Origin of the sequence: Burkholderia sp. SRS-25 (genome assembly GCF_004343765.1) — a bacterium.
Classification (GTDB): Bacteria; Pseudomonadota; Gammaproteobacteria; order Burkholderiales; family Burkholderiaceae; genus Burkholderia; species Burkholderia contaminans.
Map to the genome: position 1 here is coordinate 1 of NZ_PTXM01000046.1, position 24926 is coordinate 24926.

Below are 24926 nucleotides of genomic sequence, written 5' to 3' on the forward strand. Positions count from 1 at the left end.
TCCGAGGATCAGCTCGCTTCCATCAAGCGCCCACACTTATCGGCTGTTAATTTTTAAAGAGCATTCTGCGAGGAACTTCGTGTTTCCCGGCAGCGCTGCGTTTTCAGCAGCAGAGAAGCGAGATTATGAACCGTGTTTCGCAGTTCGTCAACAACTTTTTACACTACATCGTTGCGACTGCGGGGCTCAACTTCCAGGCCGGCTGCGCGCTTCAGACTCCAGCACACCGCCAACCCTGCTTCCCTTCTCCCGCGCCGTGTTTCCGTTAGCGCGAAAGAGGCGTGATTCTAAGCACCCGCCCCCAACTCCGCAAGCCCCTTTGTGAAAATATTTTGAAAAAGCCCCCGTGCGCTGACGCGCACGGGGGCTTCGGGCTCGACGGGCCAAATGGCGCCGCTGACCTACGCGTTGCCGGCAACACTTCCCTCTATATATAGCAGTGCGTCACTTGCCGCCCACCGCAGCCAGCAGTTGCTCGACCGGCACCGCGTCGGCCATCGCCGTGTAGCCGGCGTCGCTCGGATGAATGCCGTCCCCGCTATCGTAGCGACGCTGCAGCACGCTCGGGTGCGCCGGATCGCGCAGCACGGCATCGAAGTCGACCACGCCGTCGAACCCGCCACTGCTTCGGATCCACCGGTTCACTTCGAGGCGGATAGTCTCGCGCCCCGCCGGCAGCCCGGCCGGCGTCAGCGTCGCGCCGAAAACCTTCACGCCCTGCCGGTGCGCCGCTTCGATCAACCGGCGATAGCCGTCGATCAAAGATGCGGCCGTGACTTGCGTATGCGGGTGGTCGCAATCGAGCCCCGCCCGCGGCGGCATCGCCGCAAAGTTGATGTCGTTGATCCCGATCAGCACGATCGCCGCCTTCACACCCGCGCGCGACAGCGCATCGCGCTCGAACCGCGAGGCCACCGACGTGCCATAGCACGCCGAATCGCTGAGCAGCCGGTTCCCGCTGATCCCAAGATTCGCGACGCCGATCGACTCCGCACCAGCGGCGGTCAGTCGACGCGCCAGTGCGTCCGGCCAGCGGCGGTTCCGGTTCACGCTCGAGCGCAGCCCGTCGGTAATCGAATCGCCGATCGCCGCTACGCTGGCGCGCGCCGAACCGGCTTCGACCGCGAGCTCGCTCACCCATGCATATTGAGTAAAGCGGGTGCGGAACATCGCGGCGCCCGGATCACTCACGTGATCACCGGGTGCAGACACGTAATTGAACTGGTTCGACACGCGGTGCCAGACCGTCATCCGCTCGTTTGCCCCCATTTGGAGGCTGATCGCATAGGGTCGCCCGGCCGCCACGTCGATCGCCACCGGATCGCTTTCGAGTTCCTGGCCCGGCGCAAGCGTCACCGACGCCTTGCCGCCGAACCGGACCGGCACCGCCGCGCCGGCAAGCGCCGCCCCTTCGCCTGCGCGCGCGAGGCTCGCCGCCTCCACGACCAGCGGCGCACGGGAGTATGCATTGCTGATGCGGATCCGCGCAGCACGCCCCGACACCGTCGGGTAGACGATCTGGCGCACGGCCCGCCCAGCCACGTCGGGTGCGCGATAGAGCGGCGGCGGTGCGGCAAGGTCGGGAATCGGCTGCAGCGCGGTCGCCCACGCGGCCACCCATCCGGCCGGCGCGGCCGACGCCGACGCCACGAGCGGCGAGACAAAGACGGCCGCACCCAGCACGGCTGCGGCGATACTGCTTCGAAATGACATCGGCAAAATCCTCGTCGGAAAGCGGGCATTGTGCCGCAGAAGACGCGAACCCCACGCGCCGGATCACCATCACACCCTCCGATCGTGCCCCGACGTCCCTCGTTTACCCGAGTCTCGCCGCAAATCCGCAAGAAATTTATTAACCGACCGGTCGGTTGGTTTATACTTCGCACACATTCAACCGGACGAGAGCCTCGCCATGTACACGCAATCCCTCGACATCCCCGGCAACGTCGCGCCACTCGACGCCACCGCCGAGTCGCCCGAGCAGGCGCGGTTCGATGCGGTCATGGCCGCCGACGGCAAGATCGAACCGCAGGACTGGATGCCCGACGCCTATCGCAAGACGCTGGTACGCCAGATCTCGCAGCACGCGCATTCGGAAGTCGTGGGCATGCTGCCCGAAGGCAACTGGATCTCGCGCGCGCCGAGCCTGAAGCGCAAGGCGATCCTGCTCGCGAAGGTCCAGGACGAAGCCGGCCACGGCCTCTATCTGTATAGCGCGGCAGAAACGCTCGGCGTGTCGCGAGATTCGCTGATCGACGCGCTGCACGCCGGCAAGGCGAAATACTCGAGCATCTTCAACTACCCGACACCGACCTGGGCCGACGTCGGCGTGATCGGCTGGCTCGTCGACGGCGCCGCGATCATGAACCAGATCCCGCTTTGCCGCTGCACGTACGGCCCGTACGCGCGCGCCATGATCCGCGTGTGCAAGGAAGAATCGTTCCACCAGCGCCAGGGCTTCGATGCGCTGCTGTCGATGATGAAGGGCACCGCCGCGCAACGCGCGATGGTCCAGCAGGCCGTGAACCGCTGGTGGTGGCCGGTGCTGATGATGTTCGGCCCGAGCGACGCCGATTCGGTCCACAGCAACCAGTCCGCGAAATGGGGCATCAAGCGGATCACGAACGACGACCTGCGGCAGAAGTTCGTCGACGCGACGGTCGACCAGGCGAAGGTGCTCGGCGTGACGCTGCCCGACCCCGACCTGAAGTGGAACGAGGCGCGCGGCCATCACGACTACGGCACGATCGACTGGGACGAATTCTGGCGCGTGGTCAACGGAGACGGCCCGTGCAACAAGGAACGCCTCGCGACCCGCGTGAAAGCGCACGAGGACGGCGCATGGGTACGCGAAGCCGCTCTCGCCCACGAAGCAAAGCGCCGCGCGCGCGCCGAACAGCACGCCGCCTGAGCGGCGGCACACCATCGAATTCAGGATTCAGGAGAAAGTGATGAACAAGGAATGGCCGATCTGGGAAGTGTTCGTGCGCAGCAAGCAGGGGCTCGACCACAAGCATTGCGGCAGCCTGCACGCCGCCGACGCGTCGATGGCGCTGCGCATGGCGCGCGACGTCTACACGCGCCGCCAGGAAGGCGTGAGCATCTGGGTGGTGCCGTCGTCGGCGATCACCGCGTCGGATCCGAGCGAGAAGGCCGAGCTGTTCGAGCCGGCGGGCGACAAGATCTACCGTCACCCAACGTTCTACACGCTGCCCGACGAAGTCAACCACATGTAACGCCCGCGCCATGACGATCACGCCCGAACACCTCTCCTACGTGCTGCGCCTCGCGGACAACACGCTGATCCTCGGTCAGCGCAACGCCGAATGGTGCGGCCACGGCCCGATCCTCGAGGAAGACATCGCGCTCACCAACATGAGCCTCGACCTCATCGGCCAGGCGCGCATGCTGTATACGCACGCGGCCGAACTCGAGCGCCAGCTCACCGGCGCGACGAAGACCGAGGACGACTACGCGTACTTCCGTACCGAGCGCGAGTTCGCGAACTTCACACTCGCCGAGCTGCCGCACTACGGCCCGGTCGCCGGCACCGCACACGCCGACAAGGACTACGCGGTGACGATCGTGCGCAACTTCCTGTACTCGGTGCTGATGTTGCACGTGTGGAGCGCGCTCGAAACGTCGACCGATACGCAGCTCGCCGCGATCGCCGCGAAATCGGTGAAGGAGACCCGCTATCACGTGCAGCACGCACGAGAGTGGCTCGTTCGCCTCGGCGACGGCACCGACGAATCGCACCGTCGCGCGCAGAGCGCGCTCGACTACCTGACGCCGTACACGCGCGAATTCTTCACCGCCGATGCGATCGATGACGCGGTCGCCGCCGAGGGCATCGCCCCCGCCCCGGCCACGCTCGAAGCCGCATGGCGCGCGGACGTGGACGACGCGCTCGCGGAAGCGACGCTCACGCTGCCGGCCCCCGTGCAGCACGTGACGACCGGCAAGCAGGGCGAGCACTCGGAACACATGGGCTACCTGCTCGCCGAACTGCAAAGCCTCGCACGCCAGCATCCCGGCGCGAGCTGGTAACCGGCCGTCCCGCCACGGAGCCCGACGATGTCCGTCCAGACTGCCCCCGCTAACGCCGTGCCCGACTCGCGCCACGCCGACCCGCTGCTCGCCCGCGCATGGGACGTGCTCGAAGCCGTGCCCGACCCCGAGATCCCGGTCGTGTCGATCCGCGAGCTCGGCATCCTGCGCGACGTCCGCCGCGCGGACGACGGCCAGCTTGAAATCGTGATCACGCCGACTTACTCGGGCTGCCCGGCCATGTCGCAGATCGCGGAGGACATCGCGGCCGCGCTGCAGGCCGCCGACCTCCCGCCGCACCGGATCGAGACGGTGCTCGCCCCCGCGTGGACGACCGATTGGATCACGCAGGAAGCGCGCGACAAGCTGCGCGCGTACGGCATCGCGCCGCCGGTCGGCCAGTGCGGCACAACCGCGCCGCGAGAAAACGTCGTGCGCTTCGTGCCGCGACCGGTCGCGGCACCCGTGTGCCCGCGCTGCGGCTCCGCCCGTACCGAGCGTCTCGCGCAATTCGCGTCCACGGCCTGCAAGGCGCTGTATCGCTGCGTCGACTGCCGCGAACCCTTCGACTACTTCAAACCCTATTAATCGATATGGCGACCCCGCAATTTCATCCGCTGCGTATCCGCGACGTGCGGCCCGAGACCGCCGACGCCGTAACCGTCTCCTTCGACGTGCCGCCCGAACTGCGCGACGCGTACCGCTTCACGCAGGGCCAGTTCGTCACGCTGAAGACCCACATCGACGGCGAGGAAACGCGCCGTTCGTATTCGATCTGCGTCGGCACGACAGACTACGATCGTGACGGCGAACTGCGCATCGGTATCAAGCGGGTGCGCGGCGGCCGCTTCTCGAACTTCGCGTTCGACTCGCTCAAGCCGGGCCATACGATCGACGTGATGACGCCGGACGGCCGGTTCTTTACGCACCTGAACGCCGATCACGGCAAGCAGTACGTCGCGTTTTCCGGCGGCTCCGGCATCACGCCGGTGCTCGCGATCGTGAAGACGACGCTCGAACTCGAGCCGCGCAGCACGTTCACGCTGATCTATGGCAACCGCAGCGTCGACGCGATCATGTTCGCGGAGGAGCTCGAGGACCTGAAGAACCGCTACATGAACCGCTTCGTCCTCTATCACGTGCTGTCGGACGACCAGCAGGACGTCGCGCTGTTCAACGGCGTGCTCGACCAGGCGAAATGCGCGGAATTCCTCGACACGCTGATGCCGGCCGACGCGATCGACGAGGCATTCATCTGCGGCCCCGCGCCGATGATGGATGCAGCCGAGGCCGCGCTGAAGGCGGCCGGCGTGCCGCAGGCGAAGGTGCACGTCGAGCGCTTCGGCACGCCGTTGCCGCAGGCCGGTACGCCGGTCGTCGAAATCACCGACCAGACGCCGGCCGCCGACCTGGAAATCGTGCTCGACGGCAAGAAGCGCAAGCTGCGACTGCCATACGAAGGCGTGAGCCTGCTCGATGTCGGCCTGCGCGCGGGCCTCGCGCTGCCGTACGCGTGCAAGGGCGGCGTATGCTGCACGTGCCGCGCGAAGGTGCTCGAGGGCGAAGTGCGGATGGAGAAGAACTACACGCTAGAAGAGCATGAAGTGAAGGACGGCTTCGTGCTCACGTGCCAGTGCCACCCGGTCAGCGACAAGGTCGTCGTGAGCTACGACGAGCGTTGAGCGACGTCGCGTCGCGGCGCCGGACGGTTTCTCGCCGTCACACATCTCGCTTACACTAGGGGCCGCCGGCCGGCTGGACATCGCAACGTCCGCCCGGCCGGCGGTTTTCTTTTGTTGACGACAGGCCGATGAGTACCATTCATGTGATTCAGGGCGGCACCGCCGCCGCGTCGCTGCGCGAGGCACTTGCGCAAGCCGGACGCGACGAGCGCGTCGTCGGATTGCTCGACGATCTCAGCGTCGGGCCGCTCAAGGGCGCCGACGAGACGCCAGACACGCGCGCCGCCTTCTGGCAGTGCGTGCTCGGCGACCAGATTCCCGACTGGAATGCAGAGATCGAAGGCGAATTCGCGCGCCTCGACCAGCTCGCGACCGATACGGGCCAGGTAGTCGTGTGGCATGCGCCGAGCGTCGGCGACAAACTGCTGCTGCGCCGCGTCGCCTATCACCTGCGCAACGTCCCGCAGCGCCTGAACGAAGTGCGGCTGTCGGCCGCCGATCTCGACTCGGCGCAACGCGCGGCGCTATCGCGTACCGACCAGGCGTGTGCGACCGGGATGTTCTCGCCGGCCGAGCTGGCGCGCAAGCGCCCGGTGGCCGCGCCGATCTCGGTGCTGCGCATCGGCCGCCTCGCGCTCGAATGGCAGGAGGCGAAGCACCTGGACGCCGAGCTGCGCTACTGGGTCAGCAACACCATCAAGAGTGGCTACTATGAAGACCTCGACGCGCTGATCATCGCGCGTGCGGAAGCCGACTGGCGGCCTGCGGCGCGCCTCGTCGGCAGCATCATGGCTGACGCCGACCGCGGCGGGCTGTTCGTCAGCGACTCGATCGCCTGGTGGCGCTGCCGCGAACTCGCGGCAGCCGGCCGGCTCGAGCTGCAGGACGACGCGCCCGACGCCCTCTCTTCCACGCAGGTGCGCGCGGCCCGCACGGCCACCTCGCACCGCTAATCTTCCGTTTTCGACCATGGCCCGTACCCGAGCGCCCGACCACGAATCCCAGCGCGAGCAGATCCTCGATCTGGCCGCCGAGAAATTCGCGCAGACGAGCTACCCGAGCACGTCGATGTCCGATCTCGCGACCGCGAGCGGCACGTCGAAGGCGCGCCTCTATCACTATTACGAGAGCAAGGAAGCGATCCTGTTCGACCTGCTCGACCGCTACACGAAACGGCTGATGCTGATCATTGCCGAGGTCGAAGGGGCGAGCCAGCGGCGCGGCCTCAGCGAACGCGACGCGTTCGCCGAGCTCGTGCGCGCGTTCCTCGCCGAGTACGAGACGTCGCACAGCCGGCACGTCGCGCTGCTCAACGACGTGAAGTATCTCGAGGACGCGCAGCGCGAAATCGTGCTCGACCGCCAGCGCGACATCGTCGCGGCATTCACGCGCCAGCTTGCGCGCGCGTACCCGGACCGCATCTCGAAGGAAAACCAGACATCGGTGACGATGATGGTGTTCGGGATGATCAACTGGACGTTCACATGGCTGAAGCCGGGCGGCCGCCTCGGCTACCGCGACTTCGCCGAGCAGGTGATCGACCTGATCGAACGCGGGCTGTCGACGGCGGCCTGATTGCCGCGCAGCAGCATGCGTTGCGCGACGGGTACACTGCGACCGCCCGTCGTGCGTTTCATATGATGAATTTTAAATCCGTTAAAAATCAAATAGATACAGAATTAACTAAACGGTTTTAGAATTTCCCCTCGGCACAAATAACGTCAAATACGGGTTTTCCCCAACCCTCGTCGGGTAAAATGCTGTTGCATTGCACAACCCGCTTGTGCAGCCACACACTGAGGAACCCACGATGAACACGCAATTCAACGGCCCTGCCGAAGTCGTCGGCACGGTCGGCAGTGCGCCGGTTCTCGTCAGGGAACTGGCTTCCAAAGACCGTGAGCAGATGCTCACCCACTTTCTCTCGCTCGACGAAGAGGACCGCCTGCTGCGCTTCGGCCAGATGGTGCCCGACCACGTGATCGAGAACTATGTCCGCACGATCGACTTCGGTCGCGACACCGTGTTCGGCGTGTTCGACCACGACCTCGAACTGATCGGCGTCGGCCACCTGGCCTACCTGCCGGCCGAGGGCGACAAGCGCACGGCCGAATTCGGCGTGTCGGTGCTCGAAAGCGCACGCGGCCGCGGCGTCGGCTCGAAGCTGTTCGAGCGCGCGGCGATCCGCAGCCGCAACACGCACGTGACGATGCTGTACATGCACTGCCTGTCGCGTAACGCGACGATGATGCACATCGCGAAGAAGTCCGGGATGCGGATCGAGTACGCGTACGGCGAAGCCGATGCGTACCTGTCGCTGCCGCCGGCCGACCACTCGACGATCATCGCCGAGATGCTGCAGGAGCAGGCCGCGGTGTTCGACTACGCGATGAAGCGCCAGGCGCGCCGCACCACGAAGTTCATCGAATCGCTGATGCCCGCCGCGCTGACGGCGTAATGTCGGCCAGCCGGGCCGCGCGTGCCGCGCGCCCGGCCTCTCCCTTCCCCGCCGCGCACTAGCGCACCGAACGAATCGGCAACGCCGTCGTTTCCTTGAAGCATTCGAGCGAAAAGCTCGTCTTCACGTCGATCACCGACGGGTGATGCAGCAGGTGCTCCTGCACGAAGCGGGAGAAATGCGCCATGTCCTCGACCTGCACGCGCAGCAGGTAATCCATGTCCCCCGTCATCGCGTGGCACGCGACCACTTCCGGCCAGGTCTGCACGGCCGCGCGGAACAGCTCCGCATGGGTCGCGCCCGCCCGCGCCGACGTTTCGTCGGCCCGCACCGGCGCCAGGCCGCCGCGCTTCTCGAGCCGCACGCTCACGTAGGCGAGCAGGTCGAGCCCGAGCTTCTGCGGATTCAGCAGCGCGACATAGCCGGTGATCACGCCGATCTCCTCGAGCCGCCGGATCCGCCGCAGGCACGGGCTCGGCGACAGGTTCACACGCTCGGCGATCTCCTGGTTCGACAGGCGCCCGTTCTCCTGAAGAATCGCGAGGATTCGCCGATCGATGGCATCCAATTCGGCTTGCGCCATCTTCTGCCCTCCAATGAATGGTTTAAGACTGGAAATTGCGCCATCGTAGGTTCGGGCAATTAAGTTCGCAAGTTTACGCTCGCGGCTGCCCGCTACACTCTGTCGCACGTACCGATTCGTCGCGCTCGCCGCCGCGTGCGCCACATTCGACATCGAACCAGGCCGGGCCTGCGCACGTCGCCCCGGCCGATCGCCCCCACAGGAGACACGCCATGCAGATCCCGAACTGGGACAACCCCGTCGGCACCGACGGCTTCGAATTCATCGAATACACGGCACCGGACCCGAAAGCGCTCGGACAGCTGTTCGAACGGATGGGTTTCACCGCGATCGCGCGCCACCGCCACAAAGATGTGACGGTGTACCGCCAGGGCGACATCAACTTCATCATCAACGCCGAACCCGATTCGTTCGCACAACGCTTCGCGCGCCTGCACGGGCCGTCGATCTGCGCGATCGCGTTCCGCGTGCAGGACGCCGCGAAAGCGTACAAACACGCGCTGGAGCTCGGCGCATGGGGCTTCGACAACAAGACGGGCCCGATGGAGCTGAACATCCCGGCGATCAAGGGCATCGGCGATTCGCTGATCTACTTCGTCGACCGCTGGCGCGGCAAGAACGGCGCGCAACCGGGCGCCATCGGCGACATCAGCATCTATGACGTCGACTTCGAGCCGATCGCCGGCGCGAACCCGAACCCGGTCGGCCACGGCCTCACCTACATCGACCACCTGACGCACAACGTGCATCGCGGCCGCATGCAGGAATGGGCGGAGTTCTACGAGCGCCTGTTCAACTTCCGCGAAGTGCGCTACTTCGACATCGAAGGCAAGGTGACGGGCGTGAAGTCGAAGGCGATGACGTCGCCGTGCGGCAAGATCCGCATTCCGATCAACGAGGAAGGCTCGGATACGGCCGGCCAGATCCAGGAATACCTCGACGCTTACCATGGCGAAGGCATCCAGCACATCGCGCTCGGCGCCACCGACATCTACAAGGCGGTCGATGGCCTGCGCAGCAAGGAAGTGAAGCTGCTCGACACGATCGACACGTATTACGAGCTGGTCGACCGCCGCGTGCCGAACCACGGCGAATCGCTGGACGAACTGAAGAAACGCAAGATCCTGATCGACGGCGCGCGCGACGACCTGCTGCTGCAGATCTTCACCGAGAACCAGATCGGGCCGATCTTCTTCGAGATCATCCAGCGCAAGGGCAACCAGGGCTTCGGCGAAGGCAACTTCAAGGCGCTGTTCGAATCGATCGAACTCGACCAGATTCGCCGCGGCGTCGTGCAGGACAAGGCCTGACGCATCCGGCGGGCGGCTGCCTGGGGCGGCATCCCGGCAGCCCGCGCGATCCGGCGGCGCATAGAAAAAGGGCGGGAATCCGAGGATTCCCGCCCTTTTCGCATTCCGGCGCGGCCCGCTGGCCGCGCGAGCGGATCAACGCGCGTTCGCCTTCGACTCGACGGCGCGCTCGGCCGACGGCTGCGCGACGGCGTCCTGGGCCGGCACGATCTGCTGCATCTGCGCGCCGGCTGCCGCCAGTGCGCTCGCGCCTCGCGCGTGCACCGGGCCGGTCATCGAGAAAAACGCGGCGGACACGATCAGGAAACTCTGGATATGACGTGTGTTCATTGCACCTCCTGTAAAACTGCCGGCGCCTCCCCGATCGCGTCGAAACAAGCCAACGCGGCCGGGCACCTCCGGCAGGCCGACAAGATTAACGGCGTTTGCACGAAGATGGGGCAGGCTTTACATGCTTTTACATGATGTAACGCATGGTTCTGCCCTGTTTTTCTGACGCAGCGCCGCAATCCCCCCGCATTCCAACCGATGGGCGGCGGGTTTGCCCCAGTGCTACCATCGCTTAAAACCGGCCAATATGCCGGCCACTGCCGACGCGTCCACAAGACGCCCGAAGCAGTCGAGTTTTGGTGATCCCAAACTGGGTGGAGGAGACTGTTAATGAATGCCCCGCTAGACGCAGGCCAACGCGCGTCGCTAGAAGCCGCGCTGAAGTCCGTCACGCTTGATGACAAATACACACTGGAACGCGGTCGCGCGTACATGAGCGGCATCCAGGCCCTCGTGCGCTTGCCGATGCTCCAGCAGGAACGCGATCGCGCCGCCGGTCTCAATACGGCCGGCTTCATCTCCGGCTACCGCGGTTCGCCGCTCGGCGGCCTCGATCTGTCGCTCTGGAAAGCCAAGCAGCACCTGGCAGCCCATCAGATCGTCTTCCAGCCCGGCCTCAACGAAGATCTCGCCGCCACCGCCGTGTGGGGCTCGCAACAAGTGAACCTGTACCCCGGCGCGAAGCACGACGGCGTGTTCGGCATGTGGTACGGCAAAGGCCCGGGCGTCGACCGCACCGGCGACGTATTCAAGCACGCGAACTCGGCCGGCTCGTCGAAGCACGGCGGCGTGCTGGTGCTCGCCGGCGACGACCACGCGGCGAAATCGTCGACGCTCGCGCACCAGTCCGAACACATCTTCAAGGCCTGCGGGCTGCCGGTGCTGTTCCCGTCCAACGTGCAGGAATATCTCGACTTCGGCCTGCACGGCTGGGCGATGAGCCGCTACTCGGGCCTGTGGGTCGCACTCAAGTGCGTGACGGACGTGGTCGAATCGTCGGCATCGGTCGACATCGACCCGCATCGCACCGAGATCGTGCTGCCGACCGACTTCATCCTGCCGGAAGGCGGCCTGAACATCCGCTGGCCCGACCCGCCGCTCGTGCAGGAAGCACGGCTGCTCGACTACAAGTGGTACGCGGCGCTCGCCTACGTGCGCGCGAACAAGCTCGACCGCATCGAGATCGATTCGCCGAGCGCGCGCTTCGGGATCATGACCGGCGGCAAGGCGTACCTCGACGTACGCCAGGCACTGACCGACCTCGGGCTCGATGACGAAACCTGCGCGCGGATCGGCATCCGGCTCTACAAGGTCGGCTGCGTGTGGCCGCTCGAAGCACAGGGCGCACAGGCGTTCGCTCGGGGGCTCGACGAAATCCTCGTCGTCGAGGAAAAGCGCCAGATCCTCGAATACGCGATCAAGGAAGAGCTGTACAACTGGCCCGACGGGCAACGTCCGCGCGTGTTCGGCAAGTTCGACGAGAAGGACGGCGCCGGCGGCGAATGGTCGGTGCCGATGGGCAACTGGCTGCTGCCCGCGCACTACGAACTGTCGCCCGCGATCATCGCGAAGGCGATCGCGACGCGCCTCGAGAAGTTCGAGCTGCCGTCCGACGTGCGGGCACGCATCGCCGCGCGCCTCGCCGTGATCAACGCAAAGGAAATGGCGCTCGCGAAGCCGCACGTGCAGACCGAGCGCAAGCCGTGGTTCTGCTCGGGCTGCCCGCACAACACGTCGACCAACGTGCCGGAAGGCTCGCGCGCGATCGCCGGCATCGGCTGCCACTACATGACCGTGTGGATGGACCGCAGCACGAGCACCTTCAGCCAGATGGGCGGCGAAGGCGTGCCGTGGATCGGCCAGGCGCCGTTCACGGACGAGAAGCACGTGTTCGCGAACCTCGGCGACGGCACCTATTTCCACTCGGGGCTGCTGGCCGTGCGCGCGGCGATCTCGTCGAAGGCGAACATCACCTACAAGATCCTCTACAACGACGCCGTGGCGATGACGGGCGGCCAGCCGGTCGACGGCGTGCTGACGGTGCCGCAGATCACGCACCAGCTCGCGTCGGAAGGCGCGAAGAAGATCGTGATCGTCACCGACGAGCCGGAGAAGTACGACAGCCAGAAGGCGCTGCTCGCGCCGGGCGTGACGATCCACCACCGTGACCAGCTCGACGACGTGCAGCGCGAGCTGCGCGAGATCGAAGGCACGACGATCCTGATCTACGACCAGACCTGCGCGACCGAGAAACGCCGTCGCCGCAAACGCGGCACGTATCCGGACCCGGCCAAGCGCGTCGTGATCAACGACGCGGTGTGCGAAGGCTGCGGCGACTGCTCGGTGCAGTCGAACTGCCTGTCGGTCGAGCCGCTGGAAACCGAATTCGGCACGAAGCGCCAGATCAACCAGTCGAGCTGCAACAAGGACTTCTCGTGCGTGAAGGGCTTCTGCCCGAGCTTCGTCACGGTCGAGGGCGGCCAGTTGAAGAAGCCGAAGGCCGTGTCGGTCGACGGCAACGCACTGCCGTCGATCCCCGAACCGACGCTGCCGGACATCGACCGCGCATACGGCGTGCTCGTCACGGGCGTCGGCGGCACGGGCGTCGTCACGATCGGCGCACTGCTCGGGATGGCCGCGCACCTGGAGAACAAGGGCGTGACCGTGCTCGACGTCACCGGCCTTGCGCAGAAAGGCGGCGCCGTGATGAGCCACGTGCAGATCTCGCACGCGCCGACCGACATCCACGCGACGCGAATCGCGATGGGCGAGGCCGACCTCGTGATCGGCTGCGATGCGATCGTCACGGCCGGCGACGAGTGCACGTCGCGGATGCGCCACGACACGACGCGCGTGGTCGTCAACAGCGCGCAGACGCCGACCGCCGAGTTCATCAAGAACCCGAACTGGTCGTTCCCGGGCCTGTCCGCCGAGAACGACATCCGCGCGGCGGCCGGTGAAGCCGTCGATTTCATCGACGCGAACCGCTTTGCGGTCGCGCTGCTCGGCGACGCGATCTACACGAACCCGTTCGTGCTCGGCTACGCGTGGCAAAAAGGCTGGCTGCCGCTCACGCTCGCGTCGCTCGTCCGGGCGATCGAGCTGAACGCGGTATCGGTCGAGAAAAACCGCGCGGCATTCGACTGGGGCCGCCGCGCCGCGCACGACCTGGCGAGCGTGAAACAGGCCGCGGCCGGCGACGCGCGCCCCGTGCAAGGCGCCACGGTGATTTCGCTGCATACGAAGAAGGCGGTCGACGCGCTGATCGCGAAGCGTGTGGAATTCCTCACCGCGTACCAGAACGCCGCGTACGCGTCTCGCTATGCGGCATTCGTCGACAAGGTGCGCGCGGCCGAGCGCGCGCTGGCAGACGGCGACACGATGCAGGAGCCGCTGACCGAAGCGGTCGCGCGCAACCTGTTCAAGCTGATGGCGTACAAGGACGAATACGAGGTCGCGCGGCTGCAGTCCGATCCGGCGTTCCTCGCGCGCCTGACCGCGCAGTTCGAAGGCGACTGGAAGCTGAAATTCCACCTCGCGCCGCCGCTGTTCGCGAAAACGGACGCCCACGGCCATCTCGTGAAGAAGGCCTACGGCCCGTGGATGATGTCGGCGTTCCGGATGCTCGCGAAAGCGAAGTTCCTGCGCGGCACCGGGCTCGACCCGTTCGGCCGTACCGAGGAGCGGCGCACCGAGCGCGCGCTGATCGGCGAGTACGAAGCGCTGATCGGCGAAGTGCTCGCCAAGCTGAGCGCGGCCAACCGCCCGCTCGCCCTCGAGCTCGCGGCGCTGCCGGACGGCATTCGCGGCTACGGCCACGTGAAGGAGAACAACCTGCGCGCGGTACGCCAGAAGTGGGACACGCTGCTCGCGAAATGGCGTTCGCCGGCGGGCGGCCAGTCGCACCAGCAGGTCGCTTGACGGCACGCGGCGGGCATTCGCGGCCGGATGCCCGCCGGCGAGCGGCAATCCGCTCACGTCGCGTCACGATAAAAAAACGCCACGGAACGCAGGTTCCGTGGCGTTTTTCATTGCGCCGCGCGTGAAGCGCGGCACACGCGGGCGTGGACTTACTTCGTGTTCACGTTCGCGGCGGCAACGGCCGTCATGTTGATGATCCGGCGCACGGTCGCAGCCGGCGTCAGGATGTGGGCCGGCTTCGCCGCGCCGAGCAGGAACGGGCCAACCGTCACGCCTTCGCCGCCGACCATCTTCAGCAGGTTGTACGCGATGTTCGCCGCTTCGACGTTCGGCATGATCAGCAGGTTCGCTTCACCCGACAGCGTCGTGCCGGGGAATGCCTGCTTGCGGATCAGCTCCGACAGCGCCGCGTCGCCGTGCATTTCGCCATCGACTTCCAGGTTCGGTGCGCGTTCGACGATCAGCTTGCGAGCCTCGCCCATCCGGCGCGACGACGCCGACGGCGCGCTGCCGAAGTTCGAGTTCGACAGCAGCGCAGCCTTCGGCGCAATGCCGAAGCGCTCGATCTCGGCCGCGGCCTGGATCGTCATGTCGGCGAGCTGTTCGGCGCTCGGCAGTTCGTTCACGTACGTATCGCACACGAACAGGTTGCGGCCCGGCAGCATCAGCAGGTTCATCGCCGCGAAGTGCTCGGCGCCCTTCGCACGGCCCAGCACCTGTTCGATGAACTTCAGGTGGCTGTGGAACGTGTCGATCATCCCGCAGATCATTCCGTCCGCGTCGCCCAGATGCACGAGCATCGCGCCGATCAGCGTGTTGAACTTGCGCATCGCGGCCTTCGCGACTTCCGGCGTCACGCCGTCGCGCGCGCCGATCTCCTGATACGCCTGCCAGTAGCGGTGGTAGCGCGCATCGTCTTCCGGATCGACGATCTCGAAATCGGTGCCGGCCTTCAGCTTCGAGCCGATCTTCGCGAGGCGCATGTCGATGACCGACGGACGGCCGACGAGGATCGGCTTCGCGATCTTTTCCTGCAGCACGAACTGCGCGGCACGCAGCACGCGCTCGTCTTCGCCCTCGGCGAACACGATGCGGGCCTGCTTCTGCTTCGCGGTGGCGAACACCGGACGCATCACCATGCCGGTGCGGTAGACGGTCGCGCCGAGTTGCTCGCGGTACGCGTCCATGTCCTGGATCGGGCGGGTGGCAACGCCCGAGTCCATCGCGGCTTGCGCGACGGCCGGCGCGATCTTGATGATCAGGCGCGGGTCGAACGGCTTCGGAATCAGGTAGTCCGGCCCGAATTCGAGCGAGTGGCCTTCATACGCCTTCGCGACTTCTTCGCTCTGGTCGGTTTCCTGCGCCAGCTCGGCGATCGCGCGCACGCACGCGAGCTTCATTTCTTCCGTGATCGTCGTCGCGCCGACGTCGAGCGCGCCGCGGAAGATGAACGGGAAGCACAGCACGTTGTTGACCTGGTTCGGGTAGTCCGAACGGCCGGTCGCGACGATCGCGTCCGGGCGCACGGCCTTCGCGTCTTCCGGGCGGATTTCCGGTTCCGGGTTCGCGAGCGCCAGGATCAGCGGCTTGTCGCCCATCGTCTTGACCATGTCCTGCTTCAGCACGCCCGCGCTCGAGCAGCCGAGGAACACGTCCGCGCCGACGATCGCGTCGGCGAGCGTGCGTGCGTCGGTGGTCGCCGCATAGCGCTGCTTCGACGGATCGAGGTTGCCGCGCCCTTCGTAGATCACGCCCTTCGAATCGGCGACGAGGATGTTCGACTTCGTCAGGCCGAGGTTCACGAGCAGATCCAGACACGCGATGGCCGCTGCGCCCGCGCCCGAGCACACGAGCTTCACTTCGGACAGCTTCTTGCCGACGACCTTCAGGCCGTTCAGGATCGCGGCCGACGCGATGATCGCGGTGCCGTGCTGGTCATCGTGGAAAACGGGGATCTTCATGCGCTCGCGCAGCTTCTGCTCGATGTAGAAGCATTCCGGCGCCTTGATGTCCTCGAGGTTGATGCCGCCGAGCGTCGGCTCGAGCATCGCGATCGCCTCGACGAGCTTGTCGGGGTCGGACTCCGACAGTTCGATGTCGAACACGTCGATGCCCGCGAATTTCTTGAAGAGGCAGCCCTTGCCTTCCATCACCGGCTTCGCGGCGAGCGGGCCGATGTTGCCCAGGCCAAGCACGGCGGTGCCGTTCGTGATGACGCCGACGAGGTTGCCGCGCGACGTGTACTTCTGCGCGTCGAGCGGATCGGCGTGGATCGCTTCGCACGCAGCGGCGACGCCCGGCGAATACGCGAGCGACAGATCGAGCTGGTTCGACAGCGGCTTGGTCGGGGTGACCGAAATCTTGCCGGGTTTCGGGTTCAGGTGATAAGCGAGTGCGGCCTGCTTCAGTTGTTCGTCCATGATTGACCTGCGAGAGACATGCGAAATATTGACGGTTCAGTACGCAGCACCTTCGGCCGCGTCTGCTTGAATCGAGGGGGTGATCGACTGCGAGACGGCACGCGACGCGCCGGGTCGGCACGCCATCGAACCTTGGCGGGTGGCAAGAGGAAAGTACAAAGTACTGAACGATTTCTAAGGGTCGCCTAGTGTACACCCCCTAAATGACGCATGTTGGTGCAACGCCGCATCCTCCGCCTCAGCGCGCGGGCGATCCAGCCCCACTTGTTTCGCCGGTGGTGAGCCGCGCGTCGAACCCGCGCGGATTCCGCCGAAAACCGGCCTGAATCGGGTAAAATAGCGGGCTACGCGCGCAGCGATGCGATTGGCCGTCCGATCGCGCCCCGGCCCCCTGGGCAGGTTCCCCTTGCTGCGCCACCGGGCCCGCGCCCGCTCTTCGCTCATCACCCAAGGAATGCCCATGACAGGCTACGATCGTCAGTCGATCTCGGATACGACCGCCAAAATCCTGCTCGAAGTACAGGCAGTGCACTTCAACGCAGAAAAACCGTTCATCTTCACGTCCGGCTGGGCAAGCCCCGTCTATATCGACTGCCGCAAGCTGATTTCGTACCCGCGCGTCCGCCGCGCGCTGATGGAAATGGCTGAAACGACGATCACGCGCGACATCGGCTTCGAGCAGATCGACGCGGTGGCGGGCGGCGAAACGGCCGGCATCCCGTTCGCGGCGTGGATCGCGGACCGGATGATGGTGCCGATGCAATACGTGCGCAAAAAGCCGAAGGGTTTCGGCCGCAACGCGCAGATCGAAGGCCATCTGGAAGAAGGCTCGCGCGTGCTGCTGGTGGAAGACCTGACGACCGACAGCCGCAGCAAGATCAACTTCGTCAACGCGCTGCGCACCGCGGGCGCGACGGTGAACCACTGCTTCGTGCTGTTCCACTACAACATCTTCAAGGAAAGCGTGTCGGTCCTGAAGGACATCGACGTCGACCTGCACGCGCTCGCGACGTGGTGGGACGTGCTGCGCGTCGCGAAGGCCTCGGGCTACTTCGAGACGAAGACGCTCGACGAAGTCGAGAAATTCCTGCACGCACCGGCCGAGTGGTCGGCTGCGCACGGCGGCGCAACGTCCCCGAAGGATTGATGCCGCGCCGGCCCGCCGGCCGGCGTCCTGGCTGAACGAGCCGCCCGCTTCACCGCGGGCGGTTTTTTTTCGTCCGTCGATTTTGCGCCGGTCGATTCGCGCAGGAAACGATCGCGACCACGGGTCGCGGCGTGCGTCGCTCATCGAACCCTAATGCTAGACTTGATCCATCGCTGCCATCAGTTGCGCAGGCAACGCACTACGCCAACAACGCCGGACGCATCGGTCCGGCCCACGTGACGGGAGAAGCGCCATATGCGTGTGGATCGCCAGATCACTCCGCCTGCGCCATCGGGTCGCCCGTCGCCGTTCCTCGCCGCCCTCCTTTACGCCGCCGTCCTCTCTGCCCTGCCCGCGCATGCGGAAGGCCCGTTCACCGTGACGAGCGATGACCTGACGCCGGGCGGGCGCGTCCGCGCCGCGAACGTGTTCGACCGCGGCGACTGCAAGGGCGGCAACCACTCGCCGCAGCTCACCTGGCACAACCCGCCGCCCGGCACGCGCGGCTATGCGGTCACGGTCTTCGATCCCGACGCCCCGGGGCACGGCTGGTGGCACTGGGCCGTGGCGGGCATTCCGGCGACGGTCACGAGCCTGCCAGCCGACGCAAGCGCGTCCGGCTTCCTGCGGCGCATCGGCGCGAGCGAGGCGCGCAACGACTTCGGGATCGACGGCTACGGCGGCCCGTGCCCGCCACCGGGCAAGCCGCACCGCTACGTGATCACCGTCTATGCGCTCAAGGGCGACGACCTGCGCGTCGCGCAGGGCCGCCCCGCGCCGATGTTCGAGCACGAGATCGGCACGCTGGCGATCGGCACCGCGCAACTCACGGTCAACTACGGGCAGTAACGGGCATGGGGCGCCGGGCATCGCACGCCGCCGCGATTGCCGGCCGCCGCGAAACGACGTTCTCCGCGCTCACGCGTTTTCCCGTCATTTCGGCTTGCTAGACTCGTCGTTACCGGTCGCGGCGCCATGCCGCGCATCCGCCGCGCCGCCCACCGGCGACGCGTGACGCGGCGAGCCTGCGGTCCGCCGTTCCCGTTCCTTTCCGGAGAACGCTTCATGTCGAACATCGTCATCGTCTATCACAGCGGCTACGGTCACACGCAGAAACTGGCCGAGGCCGTGCACGCAGGCGCGCAGGATGCCGGCGCGACCGTGCGCCTGCTCGCCGTCGGCGACGTCGACGACGCGGGCTGGGCCGCGCTCGACGCGGCCGACGCGATCGTCTTCGGCGCGCCGACCTACATGGGCGGCCCGTCGGCGCAGTTCAAGCAGTTTGCCGACGCGACGTCGAAAGCGTGGTTCACGCAGAAATGGAAGGACAAGATCGCCGCGGGCTTCACGAACTCCGCGACGATGAACGGCGACAAGTTCTCGACGATTCAATATTTCGTCACGCTGTCGATGCAGCATGGGATGGTATGGGTCGGCACGAGCCTGATGCCGGCCAACTCGAAGGCAGCCACGCGCAACGACATCAACTACCTGGGCGGCTCGACGGGCCTGCTCGCGCAGTCGCCGGCCGATTCGACGCCCGACGAAGGCCCGCTGCCGGGCGACCTCGAGACCGGCAAGGCATTCGGCCGGCGTGTTGCCGAAGCGACCGCCCGCTGGGTCGCCGGCCGCGGCTGAGTACGCCCTGGCGCCCGCTGCGGCCGGCGTCAAAGGGACACAAGACGGCCCGCCGGCCGTCTTTTTTTCGCCCCGCGCGGTGCAGGCCCGCCGGATGACGTCTTAAAATGGCGGTTTCAGGGCGCGGGCCCCCGTTTCATTCAGTGAGAGCGAAATGAGCACCAAAGTTTTTGTCGACGGCCAGGAAGGCACGACCGGCCTCAAGATCTTCGAATACCTGTCGGCACGCAGCGACATCGAGATCCTGCGCATCGAGGAAGCGAAGCGTAAGGACGTCGACGAGCGCCGCCGCCTGATCAATGCGTCGGACGTCACGTTCCTGTGCCTGCCGGACGTCGCGTCGCGTGAATCCGCGTCGCTCGTCGAGAACCCGAACACCACGCTGATCGACGCGAGCACCGCGTTCCGCACCAGCGCCGACTGGGCCTACGGCCTGCCCGAGCTGACCCGCGCGCAGCGCGAGAAGATTCGCACGTCGAAGCGTATCGCGGTGCCAGGCTGCCACGCCTCGGCTTTCGTGCTCGCGATGCGGCCGCTCGTCGATGCGGGCATCGTCGCACCGACGTTCGCCGCGCACAGCTACTCGATCACCGGCTACAGCGGCGGCGGCAAGTCGATGATCGCCGAGTACGAGAACGCCGCGCCCGGCGGCAAGCTCGCCAGCCCGCGCCCGTACGCGCTCGGCCTCGCGCACAAGCACCTGCCGGAAATGGCCGCGCACACGGGCCTCGCGAACCCGCCGATCTTCACACCGATCGTCGGTCCGTTCCTGAAGGGCCTCGCGGTGACGACCTACTTCACGCCCGAGCAGCTCGCGAAGCGCGCGACGCCGCAGGACGTGCAGCGCGTGTTCGCCGAGTACTACGCGGACGAAGCGTTCGTGCGCGTCGCGCCGTTCGATGCGGATGCGAACCTCGACGGCGGCTTCTTCGACGTGCAGGCGAACAACGACACGAACCGCGTCGATCTGTTCGTGTTCGGCAACGCGGAGCGCTTCGTCACGGTCGCGCGCCTCGACAACCTCGGCAAGGGTGCGTCGGGCGCCGCGATCCAGTGCATGAACCTGAACATCGGCGCGGCCGAGGACGCCGGCCTCAAACGCTGATTCATCATCGCATGCAATGCAAAGCCGGCCACTGGCCGGCTTTTTATTTACCCGTATCAGGCAATAAATAAAAAATTCCGGATCGCGCATTTACAAATATTTACAAGCTTTCCATTGCGCGATTACCAGTGAATTAATCCCGCTCCTTCTTTATCCAGTCAATCCCGAATAGGGATAAACCGGATACCGCCGCTTTAAGCGCTGCCGTTATACGCAGGAAGGCTCCGCGCCGGCCTCTCCGGCGTCGCACATTCCCCACTCCGGCCGCTTTCAGCAGCCTGTCCCGCGTTTTAATTCTTACCGAATGCCGTGTCGGACAAGGATTCAATACTCGATACCTGTTTCAATCGCCTTTTTTAGACGGGTTCATCAATTGACAGCAAAAATCAAGGCGGCGACATTAGCTCGCACAATTAAACGATTGGAGACAGCGGCATGTCGCACACCTTATCGAAGGGGGTGGCAACGGCCTTTGCCATTGCCCCTTTCCTGGTTGCATGTGGTGGGGGGGACGGCGGCGCACCCGCGCCGATCAATGCGCCCCAATGTTCCGGATCCAGCTGCGGCACGCAAGGGCCGCCGCCGTCACAGCCCATCAACGGCGCACTGTGCCCGGCCAACGCCGACATCGTGAAGAGCACGTACCTCGGCGGCGCCGGTAGCGGCGAGATCGTCAGCGTCAACATCGACGCCGTGGCGATGACCTACACACTCAAGTGGCTCGAATCGCCGATTCCGCTCGCGACCGGCACGGTCACGCCGAGCCGCGTCGGCACGACGATCACCGGGGCGGTCATGCACCCGCCGACCGGCGTGCTGCCGACCGCCGAGCAGACGCGCTGCGCGTTCATCCTCACGCCGGGCTCGGGCAAGGCGCCGAACGGCACGACCTATTCGACGGCCGCCGACTTCAACCAGGCGAACCCGCCGATGCTGCTGGTCGGCATGGGTGTCGCAGGCGGCGGCATTCCGGGCGCGACGATCCAGTACGACGGGCTGACGATCATCCCGGGCCTCGTGCAAAACGTCGGCCAGGTGCCCAACCGTCACTTCGATTTCTATCCGTTCCTCGGCTTCGCAAGCACGACGACGGATATCTCGAAGCTGCCGGGCACGTACAACGCGCTGATCTACCACCTGGTGCCGTCGGGCAACTACGCGACGAAGGGTTCGAACTCGAGCGAGACGTTCGACGCGAACGGCGCGTGCACGTCGACCAGTTCGGGCGGCTGCCAGACGACCGGCAACCCGTGGACCGTGAACACCGCGAACGGCGGCTACTTCGACAGCACGAAGGCGCCGCAGACGCTGCCGCAAACGCAGTTGCCGATCGTCGGCGCGACCGGCAAGTCGGCGACCGCGCACATGGTGATCGGCCAGCTCAACGGCGCGACGGTGCCGGTGATCGTGCGCACGGGCAACGTGAACCTCGGCACGCCGCCGCTGCACACCGACGCGCAGGTCGACGACGAATCGGGCATCGCGGTGCTCGGCGCGGCGACGTCGATCACGTCGGGCGCGATCGACGGCGGCTACGCGGGCGCGGATTCGAACTTCAAGTACACGGCCGCGCTGATCCGCGGCGGCAACGCGTCGTTCATCAACCCGTCCACGCAGGTCGAGGAAGACGGCTTCACGCTCGACTACGGCCAGACGACGCCGGGCCTGCTGAACGCGACGACCGCCCCGCCGAGCGGCGCGAGCTACCCGTCCGCATCGGGCGTGGTGATCGCGACGGGCGGCCTGTACGCGGCGCTGATCCAGGGCACGGTGAACGGCGGCGTCACGCCGACGTCGGCGAATTCGACGACGTCGTCGACACCGTACTTCGGCGTGGGCGCGCAGATCAGCAAGTAGCGAACGAGGGCGCGACGGCGGGCTGACCGCCGTCGCGTGACGCAGGGAAGGCACGAAGGCGCTCGGCACGGCGCAAGCAGGACGAGCACGACCAACAGAAGCGGCCGACAGGGAGCTGGCCGCCGCACAAGACAAATCTGGAGGAGCAACATGAAGCGCAACCTCATTCTGGCGGCGGCCTTTGCCGCCCCCCTTCTTTCCGCTTGCGGCGGCGGCAGCGACAATCCGCCGCCGCTCGTCGAAGACCGGCTTTGCCCCGCCACGCTCGACTACAACACGGTGTTCACGGGCGGCGCGGGCAGCGGCGAACTCGCGAAAGTCCAGCTCGACACGACCAAGATGACCTGGCAGGTCACCTACGTCGAATCGGCCGTCCCGCAAAAGACCGGCACCGTCGTACCGACCCGCGCCGGCACCGTCGACAGCGGCACGCTCACGCAGGAAACGCTGCTGCCGACCAACAAGCTGAACCAGTGCGCGTTCCGGCTGAACGGCGCGAGCCTCGATGCGTCGCGCCCGGCGCGCATCTTCGTCGGCTTCGGCGTCGCGGGCGGCACGATTCCCGGCAAGGAAATCCAGTTCGACGGCGTGCTCGGCCAGGCCGCGGTGCCCGATACGAAGTTCCCGTACTACCCGTTCATCGGCTTCTCGTCGATCGAAACCGACATCACGAAGGTCGCGGGCACGTACAGCCACATCGGCTTCGGCGAAGTGCCGTCGCAGAAGTTCGCGCCTGCGTCGATCGACGCGAAGGTGACGATCAACGCGGACGGCACGTGGACCAAGTGCGACACGACCGGCCAGTTCGCGGGCGGCGCCTGCACGCAGCAGGGCACGAACTTCGTGCAGTCGGCCGACGGCAGCGGCGCGTTCCAGTCGAACAACTACGCGAGCCAGCTGAAGCCGACGCTGTCGGCAACGCCGCAGGGCAAGGGCTTCATGATCGTCGGCAAGCTGCGCAACCAGCTCGTGCCGATCCTCGTGCGCACGGGTGTCGCGAACCCGAACCCGACGCCGGACGCCAACGGCGTGCCGGGCCTTACCGCCGATGACGAATCGAGCATCTCGATCCTCTCGCCACAGACGGCGATCGCGGCCGGCTCGCAGAACGGCGAATACATCGGCGTCGACAGCCAGTTCGATTACCGGACCACCGCGCTGATCGACAAGCAGGCCACGTTGCTCGATCCGTTCAACGCGTCGCAGGCCTCGCTCGCGACCGCGCTCGATCTCGACTACACGCAGAAGGTGCCGGGCACGGTCACGACGATTCACACGGGCTCGGGCAGCACGTCGCCGACCGGCAAGTTCATCTTCACGGGTGGCGTGTTCGGTTTCCTCGACAACGCGGGATCGACGCCGTATTTCACGATCGGCGCATTCGTCCAGTAAGCGGAGGGGAAAGCCGTGATGAAGAAGACCCTTCTCTGCGCGGCGGCCGGCGCCGCCGCCGTGGTGCCGCTCGCGGCGCATGCGCAGAGCGCCGGCAGCAACGTCGTGACGCTGGGCTGGTTCCATATCATGCCGCAGCAGAGCAGCACGCCGATGACGACCAACGTCGCGCCGACGCCGATCAACACACCGCTGCGGCTGCCGTCGTCGTTCACGTCGCCGGGCACCGGGCTGCACACGAGCGGCGCCGACACCGTGGGCCTGACGGTCAGCCACTTCCTGACCGACCATATCGCGGTCACGTCGGTGGCCGGCGTGCCGCCGGTGTTCAAGGTGTCGGGCCAGGGCACGATCAAGCCGCCGGGCCCGGCCGGCGCGCTCGGCACGCAGAACATCGGGCTGGGCTCGGTCAACCCGATCGTGAAAAGCGTGCGGCAGTGGAGCCCGGCGGCGATCCTGCAGTACTACTTCGGGGCGGCGAACGCGAAGTTCCGGCCGTTCCTCGGCCTCGGCGTGTCGTACAACTGGTTCAGCGACCTGCAGCTCAACACGAACTTCATCAAGCAGACGCAGGACAACCTCGGCGCGATTCTCGCAGCGGGCGCGGGCAAGCCGGGTACGACATCGGTGGAGGCGAAGGCGTCGTCGTCATGGCAGCCGGTGTTCAACGCGGGCCTGCAGTACAACATGACCGAGCATTTCGGGCTGATCGCGTCGGTCACGTACATCCCGCTGAAGACGACGTCGACGGTGACGATCAAGGCGGCCGACGGCACGGTGCTCTCGGAGTCGAAATCGGACCTGAAAGCCGACCCGATCATCAGCTACGTCGGGATGACGTACAAGTTCTGAGCGCCGCGACGGACGAGGAAGGGAAGGCCGCGACAAAATCGCAGGCAAAAAAAAGGTTCATCGCAGGAAACCGTGGAGGGTTTGAGGGTGATTGCGTAACCTGACGCCTGACTTTAAGGAAGTCAGGAGGAAGAATTGCTCGATCGCAAGGCACTTCAAGCACTTGGCTGCTGGACTGGCT

Annotated in this window: 21 protein-coding genes; 17 read left to right on the forward strand and 4 right to left on the reverse strand. The window is 66.0% G+C overall.

The window, feature by feature from the left end:
* Nucleotides 1-444: 444 nt before the first annotated feature.
* Nucleotides 445-1713, reverse strand: a complete 1269-nt coding sequence (locus tag C5O79_RS37555) for an SGNH/GDSL hydrolase family protein (protein ID WP_131932297.1) — start codon at nt 1711-1713, stop codon at nt 445-447.
* A 199-nt stretch (nt 1714-1912) separates the two neighbouring features.
* Here C5O79_RS37555 and paaA point away from each other — a divergent pair, with 199 nt between their 5' ends.
* The 8 genes from paaA to C5O79_RS37595 all read left to right on the forward strand — a co-directional run bounded on the left by paaA (nt 1913) and on the right by C5O79_RS37595 (nt 8190).
* Nucleotides 1913-2911: a 1,2-phenylacetyl-CoA epoxidase subunit PaaA gene (gene paaA / locus C5O79_RS37560; RefSeq protein WP_124474196.1), complete on the forward strand. Its 999-nt coding sequence runs from the start codon at nt 1913-1915 to the stop codon at nt 2909-2911.
* Between the two features lie 40 nt (nt 2912-2951).
* On the forward strand, nt 2952-3236 hold the full coding sequence (gene paaB / locus C5O79_RS37565) for a 1,2-phenylacetyl-CoA epoxidase subunit PaaB (RefSeq protein WP_027788585.1): 285 nt from the start codon (nt 2952-2954) through the stop codon (nt 3234-3236).
* Nucleotides 3237-3246: 10 nt separating this feature from the next.
* Nucleotides 3247-4050, forward strand: a complete 804-nt coding sequence (gene paaC, locus C5O79_RS37570; RefSeq protein ID WP_046547406.1) for a 1,2-phenylacetyl-CoA epoxidase subunit PaaC — start codon at nt 3247-3249, stop codon at nt 4048-4050.
* 27 nt (nt 4051-4077) lie between these two features.
* On the forward strand, nt 4078-4638 hold the full coding sequence (paaD, locus tag C5O79_RS37575) for a 1,2-phenylacetyl-CoA epoxidase subunit PaaD (RefSeq protein WP_046547407.1): 561 nt from the start codon (nt 4078-4080) through the stop codon (nt 4636-4638).
* A 5-nt stretch (nt 4639-4643) separates the two neighbouring features.
* Nucleotides 4644-5732, forward strand: coding sequence for a 1,2-phenylacetyl-CoA epoxidase subunit PaaE (gene paaE, locus C5O79_RS37580; protein WP_122473494.1), 1089 nt, complete (start codon nt 4644-4646; stop codon nt 5730-5732).
* A 128-nt stretch (nt 5733-5860) separates the two neighbouring features.
* Complete coding sequence (locus C5O79_RS37585; RefSeq protein WP_122473493.1) at nt 5861-6685, forward strand: DUF1835 domain-containing protein; 825 nt, start codon at nt 5861-5863, stop codon at nt 6683-6685.
* Nucleotides 6686-6701: 16 nt separating this feature from the next.
* Nucleotides 6702-7307 carry a TetR/AcrR family transcriptional regulator gene (locus C5O79_RS37590; protein ID WP_006482923.1) on the forward strand — a complete coding sequence of 202 codons (606 nt, stop codon included), beginning with the start codon at nt 6702-6704 and terminating at the stop codon, nt 7305-7307.
* A 235-nt stretch (nt 7308-7542) separates the two neighbouring features.
* Complete coding sequence (locus C5O79_RS37595; protein WP_039366876.1) at nt 7543-8190, forward strand: GNAT family N-acetyltransferase; 648 nt, start codon at nt 7543-7545, stop codon at nt 8188-8190.
* A 58-nt stretch (nt 8191-8248) separates the two neighbouring features.
* On the opposite strand, the gene C5O79_RS37600 is transcribed toward C5O79_RS37595, so the two are convergent.
* Nucleotides 8249-8773, reverse strand: coding sequence for an Lrp/AsnC family transcriptional regulator (locus tag C5O79_RS37600; protein WP_011350656.1), 525 nt, complete (start codon nt 8771-8773; stop codon nt 8249-8251).
* Nucleotides 8774-8985: 212 nt separating this feature from the next.
* Here C5O79_RS37600 and hppD point away from each other — a divergent pair, with 212 nt between their 5' ends.
* On the forward strand, nt 8986-10083 hold the full coding sequence (hppD, locus tag C5O79_RS37605; protein ID WP_122473492.1) for a 4-hydroxyphenylpyruvate dioxygenase: 1098 nt from the start codon (nt 8986-8988) through the stop codon (nt 10081-10083).
* A gap of 135 nt (nt 10084-10218) precedes the next feature.
* Here the strand turns inward: hppD and C5O79_RS37610 are convergent, their stop codons facing one another.
* A complete protein-coding gene (locus C5O79_RS37610) occupies nt 10219-10413 on the reverse strand; it encodes a hypothetical protein (RefSeq protein ID WP_046547411.1) in 195 nt (64 codons plus the stop codon).
* 330 nt (nt 10414-10743) lie between these two features.
* Between C5O79_RS37610 and C5O79_RS37615 the strand changes: the two genes are divergently transcribed.
* Nucleotides 10744-14334: an indolepyruvate ferredoxin oxidoreductase family protein gene (locus C5O79_RS37615; RefSeq protein ID WP_122473491.1), complete on the forward strand. Its 3591-nt coding sequence runs from the start codon at nt 10744-10746 to the stop codon at nt 14332-14334.
* Between the two features lie 149 nt (nt 14335-14483).
* Here the strand turns inward: C5O79_RS37615 and C5O79_RS37620 are convergent, their stop codons facing one another.
* Nucleotides 14484-16754 (reverse strand): NADP-dependent malic enzyme, encoded by a 2271-nt coding sequence (locus C5O79_RS37620; protein WP_039366863.1) that lies wholly within the window; start codon nt 16752-16754, stop codon nt 14484-14486.
* Between the two features lie 460 nt (nt 16755-17214).
* Here C5O79_RS37620 and C5O79_RS37625 point away from each other — a divergent pair, with 460 nt between their 5' ends.
* From C5O79_RS37625 to C5O79_RS37655, 7 genes are all read left to right on the forward strand, one after another.
* Nucleotides 17215-17901, forward strand: coding sequence for an orotate phosphoribosyltransferase (locus C5O79_RS37625; protein ID WP_011350651.1), 687 nt, complete (start codon nt 17215-17217; stop codon nt 17899-17901).
* A gap of 255 nt (nt 17902-18156) precedes the next feature.
* On the forward strand, nt 18157-18750 hold the full coding sequence (locus tag C5O79_RS37630; protein ID WP_122473490.1) for a YbhB/YbcL family Raf kinase inhibitor-like protein: 594 nt from the start codon (nt 18157-18159) through the stop codon (nt 18748-18750).
* Nucleotides 18751-18966: 216 nt separating this feature from the next.
* Nucleotides 18967-19539, forward strand: a complete 573-nt coding sequence (locus C5O79_RS37635; protein WP_039366855.1) for a flavodoxin family protein — start codon at nt 18967-18969, stop codon at nt 19537-19539.
* A gap of 154 nt (nt 19540-19693) precedes the next feature.
* Nucleotides 19694-20644 carry an N-acetyl-gamma-glutamyl-phosphate reductase gene (gene argC / locus C5O79_RS37640; protein ID WP_039366852.1) on the forward strand — a complete coding sequence of 317 codons (951 nt, stop codon included), beginning with the start codon at nt 19694-19696 and terminating at the stop codon, nt 20642-20644.
* Between the two features lie 435 nt (nt 20645-21079).
* Nucleotides 21080-22501: a DUF2957 domain-containing protein gene (locus C5O79_RS37645; RefSeq protein ID WP_122473489.1), complete on the forward strand. Its 1422-nt coding sequence runs from the start codon at nt 21080-21082 to the stop codon at nt 22499-22501.
* A 150-nt stretch (nt 22502-22651) separates the two neighbouring features.
* The gene (locus tag C5O79_RS37650) at nt 22652-23893 is read left to right on the forward strand and encodes a DUF2957 domain-containing protein (protein WP_046547415.1); all 1242 of its coding nucleotides are present in this window, start codon (nt 22652-22654) and stop codon (nt 23891-23893) included.
* Nucleotides 23894-23911: 18 nt separating this feature from the next.
* Entirely contained in the window at nt 23912-24745 is an 834-nt protein-coding gene (locus C5O79_RS37655; protein ID WP_122473488.1) for an OmpW family outer membrane protein, read from the forward strand.
* The last annotated feature ends 181 nt before the right edge of the window (nt 24746-24926 follow it).